The sequence below is a fragment of the Pseudomonas sp. Fl5BN2 genome (genome assembly GCF_009908205.1).
Taxonomy (GTDB): Bacteria; Pseudomonadota; Gammaproteobacteria; order Pseudomonadales; family Pseudomonadaceae; genus Aquipseudomonas.
On the sequence record NZ_JAAARL010000001.1, the window covers coordinates 417,638 to 437,737 of the forward strand.

A 20,100-nucleotide genomic window follows, 5' to 3' on the forward strand; every position below is an offset into this window, starting at 1 on the left:
GGGGGAGGCCAGCGGCCTCCTGCAATACGCCCCTGCTAAAGGATCACTGCTCGCCTTCGTGAGTCAGTTCCAACACGCGGTCCACCAGCTTATTGATGCCCGAGGCGGCTTCGCTGATGGATTGCGCCAGCATGTAGGCTGGAGTGCTCACCAGTTTGCGCGCTGGGTCTTCGATGATGTCGCCCACCGCGCATTCGGCATGGGTGGCGCCCATCTTGCCCAGTGCCGCCGCAGTGTCGGCGTCTTTGCCGATGGTGCAGGTCACTCCGGGGCCATAGATCTTCGCCGCCAGTGCCGGAGCGATGCACATCAGGCCCACCGGCTTGCCGGCTTCGGCAAAGGCTTCGGCGAGAGCCAGGACATCCTCCTGGACCGTGCAAGCAGCGCCTTCGGTGGCAAAGTTGGAGAGATTCTTGGCTGCACCGAAACCGCCGGGAATGATCAGCGCATCGAACTCTTCGACGTTGGCTTCGCGCAGGTCCTTGACCTCGCCACGGGCAATACGTGCCGATTCCACCAGAACGTTGCGGGTCTCGGGCATGGTTTCGCCAGTCAGGTGGTTGAGCACATGCATCTGGGGAATGTTCGGGGCGAAGCACTGTACTTGGGCGCCACGCTGGTCGAGGCGCAACAGGGTGATCACGCTTTCGTGGATTTCGGCGCCGTCGAAGACACCACAACCGGAAAGGATCACTGCAACTTTTTTGCTCATGGTTCTTTTCTCCAGATTCATGGCGCTAACTGTCCGCCAAATGGTCGCCTGTTGCCAGAGCCGGATGTCACAGCAGCACCCTGGTTCCGGCGTTGCAAGCCGGCTCGTGCACGATACTTGGCAGGACGCTCATTGAGGTGCCGAGCGCTATGGTGCCAGGCAGCTACAGCCTCTGAATGGCATCGGGCTGTGCTGTCGCGGGCACTGTCTTATTCGACTGGCGTCTTGGCCTTGTCTTGTTCGGCGGCCTGTTCGGCTTCGTAGATCTGCTTGGCCAGGCGGGCGTTCTTGAACCGCCGCCGCAGCCACAGGCAGAAACCCAGCACCAGCAAAGCTCCCAATACCCAGAGCTCGTACTTCTTGATGCTGCCGAGCATGCCTTCCATGATCGCGCCAAAATGGTAGGCCGCTGAGGCCAGGGCCACGGCCCAGACTGCCGCACCGATGCCGTTGAGCAGCAGGTAGCGTCCTGGCGGGTAGCCGGACAGGCCAATGGCTACCGGCATCACGGTGCGCAGGCCATAGACGAAGCGGAAGCTCAACACCCAGATGTCCGGATGCTTGCGGATATGCTCCAGCGCCCGGTCACCCATCATCTGCCAGCGCGGTTTGCGCGCCAGCAGTTTGCGGCCATGCTTGCGCCCCAGGAAGTACCACAGCTGGTCACCGGCGTAGCTGCCGAAGAAGGCAACCACCATCACCAGGTTGATATCCATGTATCCGCGGAACGCGAGAAATCCGGCAAGAACCAGAATGGTTTCGCCTTCGAAAAACGTACCGAGAAAGAGGGCGAAGTAGCCGAAATCCTGAAGAAATTGTTGGAGCATTGTCTGGATGCTGGCGAAATGAACGCGCAGCCTACCCCTTCGACGACGTTCGGGAAAGTATCGAAATGTGTCTCGACGTGAACAATCCTGCCAATGACAATGAGTGTTGCTGCTGGTCAACAGCTTGAGCACAACTGTCATCTGTTCGTCATAATGCCCGCTTATAACTGTCACGCTCGCCCGCCAGCGCGGGCCATGGAGTCCGTCGTGAGCTTTACTCCCGCCAATCGCCTGTTTCCAGCTACCCGTTTGCGGCGTAACCGTCGTGATGATTTCTCCCGCCGTCTGGTGCGCGAAAACCGTCTGAGCGTGGATGACCTGATCCTGCCGGTGTTTGTGCTCGAGGGTGAGAATCGCCGCGAGGCGGTGGCCTCGATGCCTGGTGTCGAGCGCTTGAGCATCGACCTGCTGTTGGAAGAGGCGGCGCATTGGGTCGACCTGGGCATTCCCGCCTTGGCGCTGTTTCCGGTGACGCCGTCTGAGCTCAAGTCCCTGGACGCGGCCCAGGCCTGGAATCCCGAAGGCATTGCCCAGCGCGCTACCCGCGCGTTGCGCGAGCGCTTCCCGGAGCTTGGGGTGATCACCGACGTGGCGCTGGATCCGTTCACCACCCACGGCCAGGACGGTATCCTCGACGAGCACGGTTATGTGCAGAACGACATCACCGTCGATGCTCTGGTGCGTCAGGCCCTGTCCCATGCCGAGGCGGGTGCCCAGGTGGTGGCGCCGTCGGACATGATGGACGGGCGGGTCCAGGCAATTCGCGAAGCCCTGGAGCTGGCCGGGCACGTCAACGTGCGGATCATGGCCTATTCGGCCAAGTACGCCAGCGCCTACTACGGCCCCTTCCGCGATGCGGTGGGCTCGGCGCTGAATCTGGGCAAGGCCGACAAGGCTTCGTACCAGATGGACCCGGCCAACGGTCACGAAGCCCTGCATGAAGTGGCAGCGGACTTGGCGGAAGGTGCAGACATGGTCATGGTCAAGCCGGGCATGCCGTACCTGGATATTCTTTTCCGGGTCAAGGATGAATTCAAGGTGCCGACCTTTGTCTATCAGGTCAGCGGCGAATACGCCATGCATATGGCGGCGATCCAGAATGGCTGGTTGGGAGAAGGGGTTATCCTTGAATCCCTGACCGCTTTTAAACGTGCGGGTGCTGATGGCATCCTGACTTACTTTGCCGTTCGTGCTGCTCAATTGTTACGAGAGCAAAAATAGCCCTCCCAGGAACACGCGATGAATACTGAAGGACTCTCTGAAGTGGCCGTAAAAGACGCTCAGCCGGTGGTCGAGCAAGTGGTTGAAACTCCGCCGGAGCTTGAACCCGCACCCGCACCCGTGGTGGCCGAGGCGCAACCGGCGCCGGCCATTGTCATCCCCAATCTGGATGACAGCAGCTTGTATATCCACCGCGAGCTGTCGCAACTGCAGTTCAACATCCGCGTGCTGGAGCAGGCGCTGGACGAATCCTACCCGCTGCTGGAGCGCTTGAAGTTCCTGCTGATCTTCTCCAGTAACCTGGACGAGTTCTTCGAGATCCGCGTGGCCGGCCTGAAGAAGCAGATTACCTTCGCCCGTGAGCAAGCCGGTGCCGATGGCCTGCAACCGCATCAGGCGCTGGCCCGTATCAGCGAGCTGGTACACGGTCACGTCGATCGCCAGTACGCGATCCTCAACGACATTCTGTTGCCAGAGCTGGAAAAGCATCAAATTCGCTTCATCCGTCGCCGTTACTGGACCACCAAGCTCAAGACCTGGGTCCGCCGCTACTTCCGCGACGAGATCGCGCCGATCATCACCCCGATCGGCCTGGACCCGACGCACCCGTTCCCGTTGCTGGTGAACAAGAGCCTGAACTTCATCGTCGAGCTGGAAGGTATCGATGCCTTCGGTCGCGACTCCGGCTTGGCGATCATCCCGGCGCCGCGCCTGTTGCCGCGGATCATCAAGGTTCCGGAAGAAGTCGGCGGCCCTGGCGACAACTATGTGTTCCTGTCGTCGATGATCCACGCCCACGCCGATGACCTGTTCCAGGGCATGAAGGTCAAAGGCTGCTACCAGTTCCGCCTGACCCGGAACGCCGACCTGGCGGTGGACACCGAGGACGTCGAAGACCTGGCCCGCGCCCTGCGCGGTGAGCTGTTCTCCCGTCGCTACGGTGACGCGGTACGCCTGGAGGTCGCCGACACCTGCCCGAAACATCTGTCGGATTACCTGCTCAAGCAGTTCAACCTGCACGAGACCGAGCTGTATCAGGTCAACGGCCCGGTGAACCTGACGCGGCTGTTCAGCATCACCGGCCTGGACAGTCATCCGGAGCTGCAATACACCCCGTTCACTCCGCAGATCCCGAAACTGCTGCAGAACAGCGAGAACATTTTCAGCGTCATCAGCAAGCAGGACATCCTGTTGCTGCACCCGTTCGAGTCGTTTACTCCGGTCGTCGACCTGTTGCGCCAGGCCGCCAAGGACCCGCATGTACTGGCGGTGCGCCAGACCCTGTACCGCAGCGGTGCCAACTCGGAAATCGTCGACGCCCTGGTAGACGCGGCGCGCAACGGCAAGGAGGTCACCGCGGTGATCGAATTGCGTGCGCGCTTTGACGAAGAATCCAACCTGCAGATGGCCAGCCGCCTGCAAGCAGCCGGCGCGGTGGTGATCTACGGCGTGGTGGGCTTCAAGACCCACGCCAAGATGATGCTGATCCTGCGCCGCGAAGCCGGTGAGATCGTGCGTTATGCGCACCTGGGTACCGGTAACTACCACGCGGCCAACGCTCGCCTGTACACCGACTACAGCCTGCTGACCTCCGACGATGCCTTGTGCGAAGACGTCGGCAAGCTGTTCAGCCAGCTGATCGGCATGGGCAAGACCCTGCGCATGAAGAAGCTGTTGCATGCGCCGTTCACCCTGAAGAAGGGCATGCTCGACATGATTGCCCGGGAGACCCAGTTCGCCCTGGACGGCAAGCCGGCGCACATCATCGCCAAGTTCAACTCGCTGACCGATCCGAAGATCATCCGCGCGCTGTACAAGGCCAGCCAGTCCGGTGTGCGCATCGACCTGGTGGTGCGTGGCATGTGCTGCCTGCGTCCGGGCATTGCCGGGGTCTCGCACAACATCCATGTGCGCTCGATCATTGGCCGCTTCCTGGAGCACACCCGGGTGTTCTACTTCCTCAACGGTGGCGAGGAGCAGATGTTCCTTTCCAGTGCCGACTGGATGGAGCGCAACCTCGACAAGCGGGTCGAGACCTGCTTCCCGGTGGAAGGCAAGAAGCTGATTTTGCGGGTCAAGAAGGAGCTGGAAAGTTATCTCACCGATAACACCCACAGCTGGAGCCTGCAGTCCGACGGTCGTTATATCCGTAACACGCCGACCGGCAACCAGAACCCGCGCAGTGCCCAGGCGACCCTGCTGGAGCGCCTTGGCAGCCCGGTGTTGCCGGTGCGCTGAGCGCGACAGGCGTCGTAGACAAAAAGGCCAGCCCGATCATCGGGCTGGCCTTTTTATTGGCTTGCGTGGGTGGCCTGTAGGAGCTGGCTTGCCAGCGAAGGCGTCCGTGAGGGCGGTGCAGAGCTTGAGGGCCGCTTCGCCGGCTCCTACCTCCGCGGTGGCGGCAAGGTCAGCTGATGTTGAGCACGATGCCGACCCGGGTCAGCCATTCCGCTTCAAGAGCGAAATCGGCTTGGGTCAGCTGGTTTTCATCCAGCCAGTTCTCCGGGAACTCCACGTCGAGGTGGTCGCCGCTGGCGCTGAGTGTCACCTGAGGCATCTGCTGGGTGCCACGGATGTGATGGAACAGGATGGCGAAACGCAGCAGCACGCACAGACGGATCAGCTTGATGCCGTCGTCGCCGAACTCGGCGAACTTTTCCTTGGGGATGTTGCGGCGGTGACCGCGCACCAGCAGTGCCAGCATCTGCTGGTCTTCGCGGGAGAAGCCGGCCAGGTCCGAGTGCTCGATCAGGTAGGCGCCGTGCTTGTGGTAGTGATAGTGGGCGATGTCCAAGCCGACTTCGTGGACCTTGGCGGCCCAACCCAGCAGTTCGCGCCAGACACCATCCTCCAGGTCCCAGTCGGCCGCCACTTGGTCGAAGGCGCGCAGGGCTTTGCCTTCAACCCGCGAGGCTTGCTCCAGGTCGACGTGGTAACGCTCCATCAGCGAACTGAGGGTGCGTTCACGGACGTCTTCGTGGTGATGGCGGCCTAGCAGGTCGTAGAGCACACCTTCACGCAGGGCACCTTCACAGTGGTCCATGCGTTGCAGTTCCAGGGCGTCGAAGATCGCTTCGAGAATCGCCAGGCCGGCGGGGAAGATCGCCCGGCGATCAGGCTTGATGCCTTCGAAGTCGATCTTCTCGGCGTCGCCAAGCTTGAACAGCTTGCGCTTGAGCCAGGCCAGGCCTTCGGCGTTGACTTCGCCGCTGCCCTGGCCGCCGGCCTTGAGGGCCAGGCCAATGGCACGAATGGTCCCGGAGGAGCCGATGGCTTCGTCCCAGGTCAGGCGGTGCAGGGCGTGTTCGATGCTCATGATTTCCAGGCGCGCTGCGGTGTAGGCCTGGGCGTAACGGGCAGGGGTGATCTTGCCGTCGCGGAAGTAGCGCTGGGTGAAGCTCACGCAGCCCATCTGCAGGCTCTCGCGCAGCAAGGGTTCGAAGCGCTGGCCGATGATGAATTCGGTACTGCCGCCGCCAATGTCGGCTACCAGGCGCTTGCCCGGGGTGTCGGCGAGGGTGTGGGACACTCCGAGGTAGATCAGTCGGGCCTCTTCACGGCCGGAGATGACTTCCACCGGATGGCCGAGGATTTCCTCGGCACGGCGAATGAACTCGCCACGGTTACGCGCTTCACGCAGGGCGTTGGTGCCGACGATGCGCACCGTGCCCAGGGGCATGCCGTTGATCAGTTGGGAGAAGCGCTTGAGGCAGTCGAGCCCGCGCTGCATGGACTCTTCGTTGAGCTGTCGCTCTTCGTTGATTCCGGCGGCCAGTTGAACCTTTTCACCCAGCCGCTCGAGAATGCGGATTTCACCGTTCCGGGCCTTGGCCACGACCATGTGAAAGCTGTTGGAGCCCAGATCGATCGCAGCGATCAGGGACAGATTCTTGGCTTGGGATTGGGGCATGGTTGGGGGTCTCGGTCGATAACCTCGCCATCCTGCCACGATCAACGGCCCGCGCCAACGCGCAGTGTCCAATGCGTTGATTCAACGCATGAAACCCTCTGTGTCCTGGCTTGCCGGCGAGCCGGTTGCTACCGGTGCCGGAGCGGGCTTGTCGGCGAATGGCCCTCAAGCGTTCTCGGTACTGCCAATGAAATTCGCCAGCTTCGCTGCGCACTGAGGGACAGGGCGCAGGTTTCAAAGGCGCGGAAGCTGCGTGACTGGATGAAGTTGGCGGCGAAGTTCAGCGCTTCGGTGGCGATCTGTGAGCACGCCGCAGACCCCAGCATGACAATGATGATCTGGCTGCCCAGGGCCGGCAGCAGCACGTGGCGTAAGGCTTCGAAGCGGGAGCTTCCAGCCGACCCCAAGCAGCGTGCCGAAGGCGGTCAGTTACAGGGTGAACAGGGTACCGCGTAGCAACAGGCCAGTGCTCTGGAGGAAAATCTCGAGGCCATGCGCCACGAACTGCGGGCCGGGGACTTTGAGGCGGCGGCGCGTCTGGATTTCGAGTTCCATCAGAAGATTCTCCTGGCCAGCGGCAATCAGGCGATGCTGAGCAGCTTCAGCTTCAGCACCGAGATTTTCCTGGAAAGCCAGAAGCTACCGTTCATCCGGGTCGAGCGCACCATGGAAACCTGGCAAGAGCACTGCAAGATCCTTCGCGGCCTGGCTCGGCACGCCTCAGGGGCGGCGCAAAAAGCCATGCAGGAACACGTGCGTAACGCAGCCCAGCGCACTGGAATCGCCTTTATCACGCCCGTTTCTTCCTGAGCTGAGCTATACCCAAACTTATGGGGCACCATAGTTAGAGTCAATCATCTCCGGCTTCCTGAACGCGGGAAGGGCAGATATGATAGGCCACGTTTTTTTGCTTACAACCTGGAGAATTCCATGAGCAGCGATCTTATCAAACACGTCAGCGACGCCAGCTTCGAGGCCGACGTACTCAAAGCCGAAGGCGCTGTACTGGTGGACTACTGGGCTGAGTGGTGTGGCCCATGCAAAATGATCGCTCCGGTTTTGGACGAAATTGCTGAAACCTACAAAGGCAAACTGACTGTTGCCAAGCTGAACATCGACGAAAACCAGGAAACCCCGGCCAAGCATGGCGTGCGTGGTATCCCGACCCTGATGCTGTTCAAGAACGGCAACGTTGAGGCTACCAAGGTAGGTGCTCTGTCGAAGTCGCAACTGGCAGCCTTCCTCGACGCCAACATCTAAGCGTCGATTTAAGCAGCATTGAAAAAGCCCCGCAAAATGCGGGGCTTTTTCGTAATTGAGGGCTAGACGCTCCGAAACTCAGGTGTTACATTCGGTCCCGCACTGGTTCCTCCAGTGCCCCCTGCAAGCCGTCGCCGACGCTCTCCTTTTCGAATAAGTACGCGATCCTGTCGCCTTCTCTGCGGCGCGGCCTCATTAAGCCAAAAGCTTAATTTCCCCCCTCTATAAATGATTACGTCATTCCTATATGAATCTGACTGAACTCAAGCAAAAGCCGATTACCGAACTGCTCGAATTGGCCGAACAGATGGGCATAGAAAATATGGCCCGTTCGCGCAAGCAGGACGTGATTTTCTCCCTGCTGAAAAAGCACGCGAAAAGCGGTGAGGAAATCTCCGGTGATGGCGTGCTGGAGATCCTCCAGGACGGCTTCGGCTTCCTCCGCTCCTCCGATGCCTCCTACCTGGCCGGCCCGGACGATATCTACGTCTCGCCAAGCCAGATCCGTCGCTTCAACTTGCGCACCGGTGACACCATCGTTGGCAAGATCCGCCCTCCCAAGGAAGGCGAGCGTTACTTCGCGCTGCTCAAGGTCGACACGATCAACTACGACCGTCCAGAGAACGCGAAGAACAAGATCCTGTTCGAAAACCTGACGCCGCTGTTCCCGACTGTGCGCATGAAGATGGAAGCCGGCAACGGTTCCACCGAAGACTTGACCGGTCGTGTGATCGACCTGTGCGCACCGATTGGTAAAGGCCAGCGTGGTCTGATCGTTGCTCCGCCGAAAGCGGGCAAGACCATCATGCTGCAGAACATCGCGTCGAACATCACTCGCAATAACCCAGAAGTTCATCTGATCGTGCTGCTGATCGACGAGCGTCCGGAAGAAGTGACCGAGATGCAGCGCACTGTGCGCGGTGAAGTGGTCGCCTCCACCTTCGACGAGCCACCAACCCGCCACGTGCAAGTGGCCGAGATGGTGATCGAGAAGGCCAAGCGCCTGGTTGAACACAAGAAGGATGTGGTGATCCTGCTGGACTCCATCACTCGTCTGGCTCGTGCCTACAACACCGTGATCCCGAGCTCCGGCAAGGTCCTGACCGGTGGTGTCGATGCCCACGCCCTGGAGAAACCGAAGCGTTTCTTTGGTGCCGCGCGGAACATCGAAGAAGGCGGCTCGCTGACCATCATCGCCACCGCGCTGGTTGAAACCGGTTCGAAGATGGATGAAGTGATCTACGAAGAGTTCAAGGGTACCGGCAACATGGAACTGCCCCTGGACCGCAAGATTGCTGAAAAGCGCGTCTTCCCGGCCATCAACATCAACCGTTCCGGCACTCGCCGCGAAGAGTTGCTGACTGCCGACGACGAGCTGCAGCGCATGTGGATCCTGCGCAAGCTGCTGCATCCTATGGATGAAGTTGCTGCCATCGAGTTCTTGATCGACAAGCTGAAGCAGACCAAGACCAACGATGAGTTCTTCCTGTCGATGAAGCGCAAGTAAATCGATCAGGCCAGCAAGAGCCGGGGAAACCCGGCTTTTTGCTATCTGACATTCTCTATTCTGAACCTGTGGGTTCGGCGCTAAACTGCCTGCCCCGAACGCCACGGCGAAATACGAGGCTCAAGCATGCAGTATCGCGATTTGCGCGACTTTATCAGCGGCCTGGAACAGCGCTCAGAACTCAAGCGCATCCAGGTTCCGGTGTCCCCAGTGCTGGAAATGACCGAGGTCTGCGATCGCACCTTGCGTGCCAAAGGTCCGGCCCTGCTGTTTGAAAACCCCACCGGTTATGACATTCCCGTGCTCGGCAACCTGTTCGGTACTCCCGAGCGCGTGGCCCTGGGCATGGGCGCCGAAGCCGTCAGCGAGCTGCGGGAAATCGGCAAGCTTCTGGCCTTCCTCAAGGAGCCGGAGCCACCCAAGGGGCTGAAGGACGCCTGGTCCAAGCTGCCGATCTTCCGCAAGATCATCGCCATGGCGCCCAAGGTGGTGAAGGACGCGGTGTGCCAGGAAGTAGTGATCGAGGGCGACGACGTCGATCTCGGCATGCTGCCAGTACAGACCTGCTGGCCGGGTGATGTCGGGCCGCTGATTACCTGGGGCCTGACCGTGACCAAGGGCCCGAACAAGGACCGGCAGAACCTCGGCATCTATCGCCAGCAAGTGATCGGCCGCAACAAAGTGATCATGCGTTGGTTGAGCCACCGCGGCGGTGCACTGGATTACCGCGAGTGGTGTGAGAAGCACCCGGGCCAGCCGTTCCCGGTGTCGGTGGCCCTGGGCGCTGACCCTGCCACCATTCTCGGTGCCGTGACCCCGGTGCCGGACAGCCTCTCTGAATACGCTTTTGCCGGCCTGCTGCGGGGCAACCGCACCGAGCTGGTGAAGTGCCGCGGCAACGACCTGCAAGTTCCCGCTACCGCCGAAATCATCCTTGAAGGGGTGATCCATCCGGGCGAAATGGCCGACGAAGGTCCATATGGCGACCACACCGGCTACTACAACGAGGTCGACAGCTTCCCGGTGTTCACCGTGGAACGCATCACCCACCGCATCAAGCCGATCTACCACAGTACCTACACCGGCCGGCCGCCGGATGAGCCGGCGATCCTCGGTGTGGCGCTGAACGAAGTCTTCGTGCCGATCCTGCAGAAGCAGTTCCCGGAAATCACCGACTTCTACCTGCCGCCGGAAGGCTGCTCGTACCGCATGGCGGTGGTGACCATGAAGAAACAGTACCCGGGGCATGCCAAGCGCGTGATGCTGGGGGTCTGGTCGTTTTTGCGACAGTTCATGTACACCAAGTTCGTTATCGTCACCGACGACGATATCAATGCACGGGACTGGAACGACGTGATCTGGGCCATCACCACGCGCATGGACCCCAAGCGCGACACGGTGATGATCGACAATACGCCGATCGATTACCTCGACTTCGCCTCGCCGGTATCTGGCCTGGGTTCGAAGATGGGGCTCGATGCCACTCACAAGTGGCTCGGAGAGACCACCCGAGAGTGGGGCCGGGTTATCGTCAAGGATGAGGCGGTCACCCGCCGGATCGATGCCATCTGGAATCAGTTAGGAATAGATTGATGCGTGTAACCTTGCAGCCCTCCGGAGCGGTGCTTGAGACATTGCCCGGCGAGCGGATTCTCGATGCGGCGCGGCGCCTGGGCTATGAATGCCCGCAGAGCTGCCGCAATGGCAACTGTCACGTGTGTGGTGCCTTGCTGGTGGAGGGCAGCGTGCAGCAAGCCGGTGATGTGCGTGATCACGGCGAGTTCTACACTTGCATTGCAGAGCCGCTGGAAGACTGCATCGTGCTGTGGGATGGCGTCCTTGCGCTGGGAGAGTTGCCGGTGCGCAGCCTGTCGTGTCAGCTCACTGAGTGTCTTGAGATCGGCGGCGATGTCTGGCGAGTCAGGCTGCGGGCGCCGGCTGGCAAGCCACCCCGTTACCATGCCGGGCAGTACCTGATGCTGGAGCGGGACAATGGCGAGAAGTCGGCCTTTTCCCTGGCTTCAGCGCCCCATAGCGGGCGTGATCTGGAGCTGCATGTGCTGGTGCGCGAAAACAGTGCGCAAAACCTGATGGAGCAACTGCAACGCAACCGCATGGCCCGGATCGAGATGCCTTTCGGCGATACCCACCTGGCCGAGCTGCCAGAGGGCCCGCTGGTGTTGATCGCTGCGGGTACCGGCATGGCGCAGATGCACAGCCTGATCGAGCATTGCCGGTCCAGGGGTTTCAAGTACCCGGTGCATTTGTATTGGGGCGTGCGTCGTCCGGAAGATTTCTACCAGTTGGAACACTGGGAAGAGTGGCAGCAGTTGCCCAACCTTTATCTGCACAAGGTCGTCAGCGACCTGTGTGGCTGGGAAGGCCGCTGCGGCATGCTGCATGAGGCGGTATGCGAGGACATTGCCGACCTGTCGTCAGTGCATGTGTATGCCAGCGGTTCGCCGGCGATGATCTACGCCACCCTGGATGCTCTGGTGAATGCCGGTATGGATGCCCATCAGATGCGTGCCGATGTGTTTGCCTACGCCCCGCGGCCCTGACACCCATCAGGTCCGCGCTTGTCGTTATAACTCTGTATATAACCCATCGGTATTTAGTTAATTAGATGAATGCCGGTAGGTTATATAAGTCATTCAATTTGAATGGCTTCTAACCAGTGGTATTTAACTAGCCTTGAAACTTATGTGTCTTGCAGTTACTGCCAAGCGTTCTATTAAGTAACTTCTTTTACGCGGGGAGCCGAACGCTATTTGCCATGACAGCCCTTGAATCCAGCTATGTGCATTTGGCTTACCCTCCGCGGCTCGATCTGGGGCCGCAACTGACTCACGAACAACTTCGCAGCTCCATGCAGTCCACCATGTCCCGGCACCGGGGCGGTCCGGTCTGGTTGTTCGCCTACGGTTCATTGATCTGGCGCCCGGAATGTTCGGCGGTCGAACGCATGCGCGGACGGGTGCATGGCTATCATCGTGGCCTGTATCTGTGGTCCCACGAACATCGCGGCACGCCGGAGCTGCCGGGCCTGGTGTTCGGCCTGGATCGCGGCGGCTCCTGCAGCGGCTTCGCCTATCGGCTGCCGGAGGCGCAACTGGATGCTTCGCTGTATGCCCTGTGGCAGCGTGAAATGCCTTACCCCTCTTATCGCCCGCACTGGCTCAACTGCCGTCTTGAGGATGGCAGCCAGGTCCAGGCGTTGGGTTTTGTGCTGGAGCGGCACTTGCCCAGCTATGCCGGCAACTTGCCCGACCATGTGCTGAGCCAGGTTTTTGAAAGCGCTTGCGGGCGCTACGGCACCACCCGCGATTACGTCGAGCAGACTGTCCAGGCCCTGCGCAGTCATGCCATGCCGGACCGAAACCTGGAAGCACGCCTCAAGCGTTGTGGATCTTCAGGGGGTTGTTGACTCGAGGTTCATTGTTACCGGCTGATCAGTTGCTGTCTCCCGGCAATAGATGCTCCTGCACCTTCTGGCTGTGGGACTCGACCAACCGCCCCTGATCGTCGAAGCGCAACACAATCAGCCAGTCGTAGACCGATTCCGACCAGGATTTCTGTCCGGTCAGAGTTTTGGCGTCGCCACCGAAGGCCTCGATCAGGTTGTAGATCTGCCCATGGTGCCAGGCGATCAGGATCACCGGCGCCTGGTTGTTCTTGGCCAGGGATCTGACCAGCTTGTCCACATCCCGGTTGTCATAGGGCTGTTCGATGGGCAAGTGCAGGCGTTGTGAGAGAGGTACCAGGGTCAGCCTTGGTCGGGCGCTGTCCTCGCTGTCGCGGGTGGCAATCAGGCGTTGCGGCACCAGGTTTTGACCATTCAGTTGCAGCGGGTCGAAATATTGCGCATAGGCTTCGGCGCGCTGCTGGCCCCTGGGGCTCAGGCCGTCGCCCTGATCGGGTTTCTCCGCGTGCCGAATGATCAGCACCGTGGCGTTTCGCAGTCCTGCGTCCTTGGGGCCTTCGTGTGCCGGTGCCTGCAGGGCAATCATTAGTGCCGGTAACGCCAGCAGCCCCTTTAACAGCTTATGCAGCATTGTGTTCATCGTTGGGCCTCTCACAAGGGAAGACGCTGCCAGCCAGCAGCGCCGGATCGCTCGCATGATTGAAGCTGAAATATCCCGTGAGGAGGTCGATGGCCCCTGAAAATCTTCAAGGACCACGTTCGCCAAGGGATCAGCGCACCTGCACCACCACCTTGCCCACGGCCTTGCGCTGACCAAGATCGTCAATGGCCCGGGCCGCCTTGGCCAGCGGATAGACCTGTGACACCAGTGGCTTGAGCTTGCCTTCGGCGAACCAGCCGAACAGCTGCTGGAAGTTTGCTGCGTTGTCCTGTGGCTGGCGTTGGGCGAAGGAGCCCCAGAACACACCCACCACTGCGGCACCTTTGAGCAGTGCCAGGTTGACCGGCAACTCGGGGATGCGCCCGCTGGCAAAACCCACCACCAGCAGGCGGCCATTCCAGGCAATGGAACGGATGGCCTGGTCGAACAGGTCACCGCCCACCGGGTCGTAGATCACGTCGGCGCCATTGCCGTCGGTCAGGCGCTTGATCTCGTCCTTCAGGTTGCTTTCGCTGTAGTTCACCAGCTCATCGGCACCGGCGGCCTTGGCCACCGCGAGTTTCTCCGCGCTGCTGGCAGCTGCAATCACCCGGGCACCCATGGCCTTGCCGATTTCCACGGCCGCCAGCCCGACCCCTCCCGAGGCGCCCAGCACCAGCAGGGTCTCGCCGGGTTGCAGGTTGCCCCGTTGCTTGAGGGCGTGCATCGACGTGCCGTAGGTCATGCTGAAGGCCGCGGCGGTGTTGAACTCCATGGCGGCGGGAATTGGCAACACGTTATAGCCGGGCACCGCCACCTGCTCGGCAAAACTGCCCCAGCCAGTCAGGGCCATGACCCGGTCGCCGACCTTGAGATGACCGACCTTCTCGCCCACTGCGCTGACCACGCCGGCCGCTTCGCCGCCTGGAGAGAACGGGAATGGCGGCTTGAACTGATACTTGCCCTCGATGATCAGGGTGTCCGGGAAGTTGACTCCTGCGGCATGCACGTCCAGCAGGATCTCGTTCTTCTTCGGCAGTGGGCTTGCGACCTCTTCCAGCACCAGCGTTTCGGCGGGGCCGAAGGCTTTGCACAGCACGGCTTTCATCAGGGCTATTCCTTTGGGAGTGGTGGCCGATAAGTGTAGGAGTGTGAATCAGGCGGTCAACGAGCATGCCCGGTCCTGATAGTCAGCCATAAGCTTGTGCTTGGGCTCAGGCGGGCAGAGCTTTATGCTAGGCCGCAAACCGGATTAAGGAGCGAATTGTGAAAGCGTGGATCATCTTGCTGTTGGCCCTCTCCCTGCCGATGGCAGCCATGGCCGAAGAGGCCAAAGAAGGCGAAGCACCGAAAGTCAGCTACATCAGCCTGAGCCCGCCGTTCGTGGGTAACTACGGCTTGGATGGCAGCCCAAAACTCAAGGTCTATAAGGCTGACGTGGCCCTGCGGGTGACTGGCGATGCCTCGGCCCAGGCGGTCAAGGCCAACGAACCGCTGATCCGCAACCAGCTGGTGGCACTGTTCGCCCAGCAGACCACCGACACCATGAATAACGTCGAGGCCAAGGAAAAACTGCGCCAGGAAGCCCTCAAGCAGGTGCAGCAAGTGATGAACGACGAAACCGGCAAGCCGGTAGTGGAAGACTTGTTGTTCAACAACCTGATCATTCAGTAGGCCTGCCCGCTGTAGGAGCTGGCTTGCCAGCGAAGACGCCCGAGAGGGCGATACAGGGCTGAGGCCCTTTCGCCGGCAAGCCGGCTCCTACGAGGTGTGGGTCATGAGGCGAGGCTCTTGCGAAAGCGCGCCAGGGCGATGGCGAAGAACAGCAGGCCGATCGCCGCCAGGGCCAGCAGGTCGGGCCAGACCACATTGACCCCGGCATCTCGGAACAGAATCGCTGCGCTGAGGCTGACGAAGTGCGTTGACGGCGAGCCTTGCATCACCCATTGCAGCCATTGCGGCATGCTGTCCAGAGGCGTGCTGCCACCGGACAACAGCAGCATCGGGATGATCACCGGGATCGCCAGCAAGCCGAACTGTGGGGTCGAGCGAGCCAGGGTGGCCAGGAAGATCCCCAGGGCGGTGCTGGCGAACAGATAGAGTGCGGTCACCATCAGGAACAGCCCCATTGAACCTGCCAGGGGTACTCCCAGTACGCCTTTGACGATCACCTCCAGCGATATCCAGGTGCACACCACCACCACCAGCATATTGCTCCAGACCTTCGCCAGCATGATCTCCAGGGCCGTCAGCGGCAGCACCAGCAGATGGTCGAGGGTGCCATGCTCGCGCTCGCGCAGCAGCGCGGTGCCGGTGAGCACGATAGCCAGGATGGTAATGTTGTTGACGATCTGGATCACCGCGAGGAACCAGCCGCCTTGCAGGTTGGTGTTGAACAGTGCTCGGGTGGTCAACAGCGCCGGGGCCTTGCTCGCGGCATCTGCCTGATTGGCATAGTTGAGCAGCTCGCGCTGGAAGATCCGGCCGATGTAGCCGGCGCCCATGAACGCCTGGCTCATGGCGGTGGCGTCGACGTTGACCTGTACCGCGGGTTGGCGCCCGGCCAGCAGGTCGCTCTGGAAGTTGGCGGGAACGTTGATCACGAACGTGTACTGGCCGCTGTCCATCACCGCGTCCAGCTGGTCATAGGGCAATGCTGCCGGGGTCTGGAACTCCGGTGGTTGCAGCGACTCGGCCAGTTGCCGTGATAGCGCGCTGTGGTCTTCATCCACCAAAGCCACGCTGGCGTTGTGCACACCGATCACCGAACCGGCAGCGGGCAGGTAGATGGCCACGGTGAAGGCATACAGCAGAAACAGCAGCAAGACGCTGTCGTGGCGCAGGCTGGTGAGTTCCTTCAGACCCAGGCGCAGGATGTGGGCAAGCCGGTTCATCAGACCTCCTGCTTTTTCAACATGACCAGGCTGAGCCCGGTGAAACCGAGGAAAAACCCGATCAGTGCCAGGCACTGGGGCCAGAGTTCGCGCAGGTCCAGGGCTTTGGTGAAGGTGCCGACGGCGATGTCGAGGAAGTATCCGGCGGGGAATAACTGCCCCATGATCGCCGCCGAACCGTCGAGGGACGAGCGCGGCACGATCAGCCCAGAGAACTGGATGGTTGGCAGGCTGGTGATGATCATGGTGCCGAGAATCGCTGCGATCTGAGTGCGAGTGAAGGCGGAGATCAGCAAGCCCATGCTGGTAGTGGCCAGCACGTAGAGCACGCCACCCAGGGCCAGGGTCAGGCCGCTGCCCTTGAAGGGAACGCCGAACAGCCAGCGGTTCATGGCCACCAGCAAGCCCAGGTTGATCAGGCTGACGGCCAGGTAGGGTGCCTGTTTGCCGAGGAGGAACTCCAGGCGGGTCAGGGGTGTGGCGTAGAAGTTGGTGATCGAGCCCAGTTCCTTCTCGCGGACGATGCCCAGGGCGGTGAGCATGGCCGGAATGAAGGCCAGGATCAGTGCCATGACTCCGGGGCCGATGGCGTTGACGCTGACCACGTCCTGGTTGTAGCGGAAGCGGGTTTCCAGCTTGGCTGCGGGCCTTGAGTGAAGTGCCGGGCTACTCTGCTCTGCCAGCAGTTGCAGGTTGGCCTGATGCACCGCCTCGACATAGTTGCGGCTGGTTTCCGCGCGAAACGGCATGCCACCGTCCAGCCAGGCGGCCACGGCAGGCTGGCGTCCGGCATACAGGTCGCGGCCGAAACCGGGGGGGATCTCCAGGGCCAGCTTGATCTCCGAACGCTGCAGGCGTCGATGCAGTTCGGCGGAGTTGCGGATCGTCGGTTTTTCCTCGAAATAGCGTGAGCTGCGGAAGGCCTCCAGGTAGGCACGGCTTTGCGGCGTCTGGTCCTGGTCGTAGACCGCGAAGGCGAGCTTTTCCACATCCAGGGAAATGCCGTAGCCGAAGATCACCATCATGAAGATCGCTCCCAGCAGGGCAAAGCCCAGGCGCACCTTGTCTCGCAGCAGCTCCTTGCCCTCGCGGGTGGCCACTGCCAGCAGCCGGGCCAGGCTCAATCCCGAGCGGGCAGGTGCGAGGCCTGTAGTGTGGGCCGCAGATGCCGCCACCGGAGGCGGTGCAGGTGCGTCCGGTGCCCCTTGGGCATCTTCCAGGCAGCGGACGAAGGCAGCTTCCAACGTGTCGCCGGCAAACTGCTGTTGCAGTGCCGCCGGGGTGTCACAGGCCAGTACTTTGCCCGCGTGCATCAGCGAGATGCGATCGCAGCGCTGGGCTTCGTTCATGAAGTGGGTGGAGAGGAAGATGGTCACGCCCTGCTCCCGGGACAGCTCGATCAACAAGCGCCAGAAATCATCGCGGGCTGCCGGGTCGACCCCGGAGGTGGGTTCGTCGAGGATCAGCACTTCCGGGCGGTGCAGCACGGCCACTGCCAGGGACAGACGCTGGCGCAGCCCAAGGGGCAGGGCGCCGGACTGTTGTTCGGCGATCTCCCCCAGGTCGAAGCGTTGGATCAGCTCCTCGATACGTGGGCCGCTTTCGGCTTTCGGCAGGTCGAACAGGCGGGCGTGCAGCTCGAGGTTCTGGCGCACGCTGAGTTCGCCGTACAGGGAGAAACTCTGAGACATGAAGCCAACCCGCTTGCGGGTGGCCAGGTCCTTGGCATCCACCGGGTTACCCAGCAGCTTGGCGCTGCCCTCGCTGGCGGGCATCAGCCCGGTGAGGACTTTCATGGTGGTGGTCTTGCCGCAGCCGTTGGAGCCGAGGAAGCCGAAGATCTCCCCACGACCGATGGCGAAGCTGACCTTGTTGACGGCGGTGAAGTCCCCGAAGCGCAGGGTCAGCTCGTGGGCTTCGATGGCGATGTCCTGGTTGTCGCCCGAGCGCGGCGGGATCACCAGCGGCTGATTGTCGTGGCCGCTGTCGCCCTGGTAATGGGTGAAGGCGTCATCCAGCTTGCCGCTGGGCGTCACCTGCGCCAGTTCCTGACTCAGGCCCTGGGCGATCATCTTGCCGCGGTCGAGCATCAGGCAATGTTCGAACTGCTCGGCCTCTTCCATGTAGGCGGTGGCCACCAGCAGGGTCAGTTGCGGGCGTTGCTGGCGCACGTCTTCCACCAGTTCCCAGAAGCGCCGGCGCGAGAGCGGGTCGACCCCGGTGGTGGGTTCGTCGAGGATCAGCAGGTCCGGCTCATGGATCAGCGCACAGCACAGGCCGAGCTTCTGTTTCATCCCGCCGGACAGTTTGCCGGCCGGCCGTTCGGCAAAGCGCAGCAGATCGGTGGCCAGCAGCAGGCTGTGCATGCGCTGCTCACATTCGTCACGGGGCAGGCCGAACAGCGTGGCAAAGAAACGGATGTTCTCGCTGATGGACAGCTCGGGATACAGGTTGCCCCCCAAGCCTTGGGGCATGAAGGCAATGCGCGGGTAGAGGCTGCTGCGGTGGCGGCGCTGGGAAATGGCGCCACCGAGCACATCCAGCTCACCCTGCTGGAGCTTCTTGACCCCGGCGATCAGCCCGAGAAGGCTCGACTTGCCGGCACCGTCTGGCCCGATAAGGCCGCAGCGGGTGCCTGCCGGCAGGCTGAAGCTGATGTCTATCAGCGCTTGCTGTGAGCCGTAGCGATGGCTGATGCCGGTCGCTTGCAGCGCCAGGCCGCTCATTTCAGGTTAGCCGGCCAGTCCACGGGAGCGGTGCGCACATAACCGGCACCGGGCATTCCCGGCTTGGCCTGGGGCACGGACGCGGGTTGGGTCAGGCGCACCTTGACCCGGAACACCAGCTTTTGGCGCTCGTCCCGGGTTTCCACCTCTTTAGGGGTGAATTGGGATTTGGCTGCGACGAAGCTGATCTTCGCCGGCAGCGGCTGGTTGGGCAGGGCATCGAGGAGAATCCGCGACTCATCGCCAACTGTCAGGCGCCCAGTGACCGAGGCCGGCAGGTAGAGGTTCATGTACTGGTCGTTGGGGTCGATCAGCAACAGGACCCGACCGCCAGCCCCCAGTACTTCGCCGGGCTCGGCCAGGCGCAGTTGGATAATACCGTCGATGGGGGCTCGCAGGCTGCTGTCGTCGATCTCACTGGTGAGCTGGGCAACTTGGGCCTGGGCGGCGCCGATAGCCGCCTTGACCGCAGCGACCTGGGCTTGGGCCGCCAGTACCGCAGCATTGCCGGTGTTCAGTCGAGCCTGTTGCTGGTCAATGATCTGCTGGCTGGCGAAGCCGCGTCTGAACAGCTCCTGGGAGCGCTTGAGTTCCTGATTGGCCAGGAGCAGTTCGCTCTGGCGCAACTGCACGTTGGCTTGTGCCGCGGACAGGTTTTCCCGGGTTCGCACTACTTCGGCCTCGGCCTGATTGCGCTGGGCTTCGAGGGTCCGGGTATCCATGCGTGCCAGCAACTGGCCCTGGAGTACCTTGTCGCCTTCATTGACCCGTACTTCCGCCAGGCGCCCGGGGATTTTGCTGGCGATCTGTACCTCGGTGGCTTCGAGCCGCCCATTGCCCATGCTCAGCCCTTCGGGCAGGCGATCCCGCAGGGATTTCCAGTAGCCAAAGCCACCCGCGGCGAGCAACAGAATCAAGAGGGAGACAGCGAAAAGACGGGAAGAACGGTGGTTCGTCGACATGTATCTGCGTCCTGCGG

16 protein-coding genes and 2 pseudogenes are annotated in these 20,100 nt (G+C 61.5%); 9 read left to right on the forward strand and 9 right to left on the reverse strand.

The annotated features are described in order from the left end of the window. Nucleotides 1-43: 43 nt before the first annotated feature. Both elbB and GV819_RS01995 read right to left on the reverse strand, forming a co-directional pair. Complete coding sequence (gene elbB, locus GV819_RS01990) at nt 44-712, reverse strand: isoprenoid biosynthesis glyoxalase ElbB (protein WP_161752975.1); 669 nt, start codon at nt 710-712, stop codon at nt 44-46. A 209-nt stretch (nt 713-921) separates the two neighbouring features. Next, nucleotides 922-1,539, reverse strand: coding sequence for a DedA family protein (locus GV819_RS01995; RefSeq protein WP_161752977.1), 618 nt, complete (start codon nt 1,537-1,539; stop codon nt 922-924). Between the two features lie 207 nt (nt 1,540-1,746). On the opposite strand from GV819_RS01995, the gene hemB reads away from it, so the two are divergent. Beyond that, complete coding sequence (gene hemB, locus GV819_RS02000; protein WP_161752979.1) at nt 1,747-2,760, forward strand: porphobilinogen synthase; 1,014 nt, start codon at nt 1,747-1,749, stop codon at nt 2,758-2,760. Nucleotides 2,761-2,778: 18 nt separating this feature from the next. Next, complete coding sequence (ppk1, locus tag GV819_RS02005) at nt 2,779-4,998, forward strand: polyphosphate kinase 1 (protein WP_161752981.1); 2,220 nt, start codon at nt 2,779-2,781, stop codon at nt 4,996-4,998. 169 nt (nt 4,999-5,167) lie between these two features. Here the strand turns inward: ppk1 and ppx are convergent, their stop codons facing one another. Together ppx and GV819_RS02015 are read right to left on the reverse strand one after the other, a co-directional pair. Next, complete coding sequence (gene ppx / locus GV819_RS02010; RefSeq protein ID WP_161752983.1) at nt 5,168-6,670, reverse strand: exopolyphosphatase; 1,503 nt, start codon at nt 6,668-6,670, stop codon at nt 5,168-5,170. A gap of 218 nt (nt 6,671-6,888) precedes the next feature. Then, nucleotides 6,889-7,059: pseudogene (locus GV819_RS02015) on the reverse strand (amino acid ABC transporter permease); the annotation flags it as partial. A 79-nt stretch (nt 7,060-7,138) separates the two neighbouring features. Between GV819_RS02015 and GV819_RS02020 the strand changes: the two are divergent. The 6 genes and pseudogenes from GV819_RS02020 to GV819_RS02045 all read left to right on the forward strand — a co-directional run. Beyond that, a pseudogene (locus GV819_RS02020) lies at nt 7,139-7,480 on the forward strand (FadR/GntR family transcriptional regulator); the annotation flags it as partial. Nucleotides 7,481-7,600: 120 nt separating this feature from the next. Beyond that, on the forward strand, nt 7,601-7,930 hold the full coding sequence (trxA, locus tag GV819_RS02025; RefSeq protein ID WP_003206727.1) for a thioredoxin TrxA: 330 nt from the start codon (nt 7,601-7,603) through the stop codon (nt 7,928-7,930). 247 nt (nt 7,931-8,177) lie between these two features. Continuing rightward, on the forward strand, nt 8,178-9,437 hold the full coding sequence (rho, locus tag GV819_RS02030) for a transcription termination factor Rho (protein ID WP_161752985.1): 1,260 nt from the start codon (nt 8,178-8,180) through the stop codon (nt 9,435-9,437). 126 nt (nt 9,438-9,563) lie between these two features. Continuing rightward, a complete protein-coding gene (ubiD, locus tag GV819_RS02035) occupies nt 9,564-11,030 on the forward strand; it encodes a 4-hydroxy-3-polyprenylbenzoate decarboxylase (RefSeq protein ID WP_161752987.1) in 1,467 nt (488 codons plus the stop codon). Continuing rightward, nucleotides 11,030-11,998 (forward strand): CDP-6-deoxy-delta-3,4-glucoseen reductase, encoded by a 969-nt coding sequence (locus tag GV819_RS02040; RefSeq protein WP_161752989.1) that lies wholly within the window; start codon nt 11,030-11,032, stop codon nt 11,996-11,998. The genes ubiD and GV819_RS02040 overlap by 1 nt, the downstream gene beginning before the upstream one ends. Before the next feature lie 215 nt (nt 11,999-12,213). Then, nucleotides 12,214-12,864 carry a gamma-glutamylcyclotransferase gene (locus GV819_RS02045; protein ID WP_161752991.1) on the forward strand — a complete coding sequence of 217 codons (651 nt, stop codon included), beginning with the start codon at nt 12,214-12,216 and terminating at the stop codon, nt 12,862-12,864. 25 nt (nt 12,865-12,889) lie between these two features. On the opposite strand, the gene GV819_RS02050 is transcribed toward GV819_RS02045, so the two are convergent. Together GV819_RS02050 and GV819_RS02055 are read right to left on the reverse strand one after the other, a co-directional pair. Continuing rightward, nucleotides 12,890-13,501 (reverse strand): flagellar basal body-associated protein FliL, encoded by a 612-nt coding sequence (locus tag GV819_RS02050; protein ID WP_161752993.1) that lies wholly within the window; start codon nt 13,499-13,501, stop codon nt 12,890-12,892. 130 nt (nt 13,502-13,631) lie between these two features. Continuing rightward, nucleotides 13,632-14,609: an NADPH:quinone oxidoreductase family protein gene (locus GV819_RS02055; protein WP_161752995.1), complete on the reverse strand. Its 978-nt coding sequence runs from the start codon at nt 14,607-14,609 to the stop codon at nt 13,632-13,634. 158 nt (nt 14,610-14,767) lie between these two features. On the opposite strand from GV819_RS02055, the gene GV819_RS02060 reads away from it, so the two are divergent. Further along, nucleotides 14,768-15,175, forward strand: a complete 408-nt coding sequence (locus GV819_RS02060; RefSeq protein ID WP_161752997.1) for a flagellar basal body-associated protein FliL — start codon at nt 14,768-14,770, stop codon at nt 15,173-15,175. Between the two features lie 101 nt (nt 15,176-15,276). On the opposite strand, the gene GV819_RS02065 is transcribed toward GV819_RS02060, so the two are convergent. Genes GV819_RS02065 through GV819_RS02075 form a run of 3 tightly spaced genes read right to left on the reverse strand, consistent with a single transcriptional unit; the run spans nt 15,277 to nt 20,083 of the window. Beyond that, a complete protein-coding gene (locus tag GV819_RS02065) occupies nt 15,277-16,395 on the reverse strand; it encodes an ABC transporter permease (RefSeq protein ID WP_161752999.1) in 1,119 nt (372 codons plus the stop codon). Continuing rightward, a complete protein-coding gene (gene rbbA, locus GV819_RS02070) occupies nt 16,395-19,121 on the reverse strand; it encodes a ribosome-associated ATPase/putative transporter RbbA (protein ID WP_161753001.1) in 2,727 nt (908 codons plus the stop codon). The genes GV819_RS02065 and rbbA overlap by 1 nt, the downstream gene beginning before the upstream one ends. Next, a complete protein-coding gene (locus tag GV819_RS02075; RefSeq protein ID WP_161753003.1) occupies nt 19,118-20,083 on the reverse strand; it encodes an HlyD family secretion protein in 966 nt (321 codons plus the stop codon). Before GV819_RS02075 ends, rbbA begins: the two co-directional genes overlap by 4 nt. Nucleotides 20,084-20,100 lie beyond the last annotated feature (17 nt).